General features: G+C 35.3%; 1 protein-coding gene and 1 pseudogene. Both read left to right on the top strand.

The features are described 5' to 3' along the window. Positions 1-366: 366 nt before the first annotated feature. Positions 367-567 (top strand): hypothetical protein, encoded by a 201-nt coding sequence (locus ACFINC_RS09745; RefSeq protein ID WP_375617081.1) that lies wholly within the window; start codon positions 367-369, stop codon positions 565-567. After that, positions 554-1,086, top strand: a pseudogene (locus ACFINC_RS09740) (MFS transporter); the annotation flags it as partial. The gene ACFINC_RS09745 and the pseudogene ACFINC_RS09740, both read left to right, overlap by 14 nt.

The raw sequence follows: 1,086 nt of genomic DNA, 5'->3' as shown, positions 1-1,086 counted from the left end.
ATATTTTTGTTCAATCAGGGGAAATTTTTGATTGTATCTCATCTTCCTATCTGGGATTACAACATCCTCCAGCGTTAAGGGGTGCCATAAAGTCTTGTGTAGAGAGATTTGCTGTGCAATACGCAACCGCGCGAATGTACGCGAAATATATAATTATTTGATGAGCTTGCGTTAAAAATTAAACACCATTTTTCTCGATTCCTCTTCTGTCATATTTTATTCCTATCAGAAAAGCTGTTTTTATGAAATTCTACAAACCTCAAGAAAACAACAACACTGGGAAATGCTGCACACGGCAGCAAAAATATGATTCTAACAAAAGAAACTTTTATAAAGCACCTATGGCAAGGAAAAATCTATCCTAAAATGATCACTCTTTCTAAAAACATCGTAGAAAAAACCAAAAACAATATTCTTGCAGTGGACTGGCGAATAAATCAGGAAGGATACGATTTCAACGAAATGTGTACAGCAAAAACAGGGCTCATAAAGCTCCCTCAAAAGATACAACAAAATGTATTTGATCATTTAACAACACTTCTATGGAAATTCCATGGGCAAAAATAAAATAACTTTTTTCATCTATAGCGCCGTTTTTCTTTCTGAATTTTCCTTTTTCTTTGTACTCCCTCTGCTTGGAAACTCTTCTCTCATCACTGCTGCAAATGTTGCGTTTTATCTCGCTGGATCAGTAATCCTTGAAAGCATTCTCATGGTAACCACAACGGGTTTATTAGAGAAACTTTCGCGTAAACTTTTAATGGCTACCGCCTTTATTTTAAGGAGTATAGCTTTTCTATGTGTTATCCTATCGCTCACATCTACTGCATGGCTGTCCTTTTTTACCTTAACGGCTTTTTCGAAAGCAATTTCAAAGCCATTTTTGAGAGAAATTTTATCAGAACATCTCAATGGAAGTACGCTTAAACGTGCATTAACGCTTTATTCTTTTTTTCAAAATGCTGCTGTCGTTATCGCCCCTCTCGTTGCAATGAGTGCGATAAAATACAATGTATCGGCTTTTTTAATGGCTTTTTTTGCCATCATTAGTTTTTATCTTTGTATTCTATCCATTCAAATTGTTTA

Source organism: Bartonella sp. AP58NXGY, assembly GCF_042195785.1.
Lineage (GTDB): Bacteria > Pseudomonadota > Alphaproteobacteria > Rhizobiales > Rhizobiaceae > Bartonella.
This window is presented reverse-complemented; position numbering and strand designations above follow the sequence as displayed.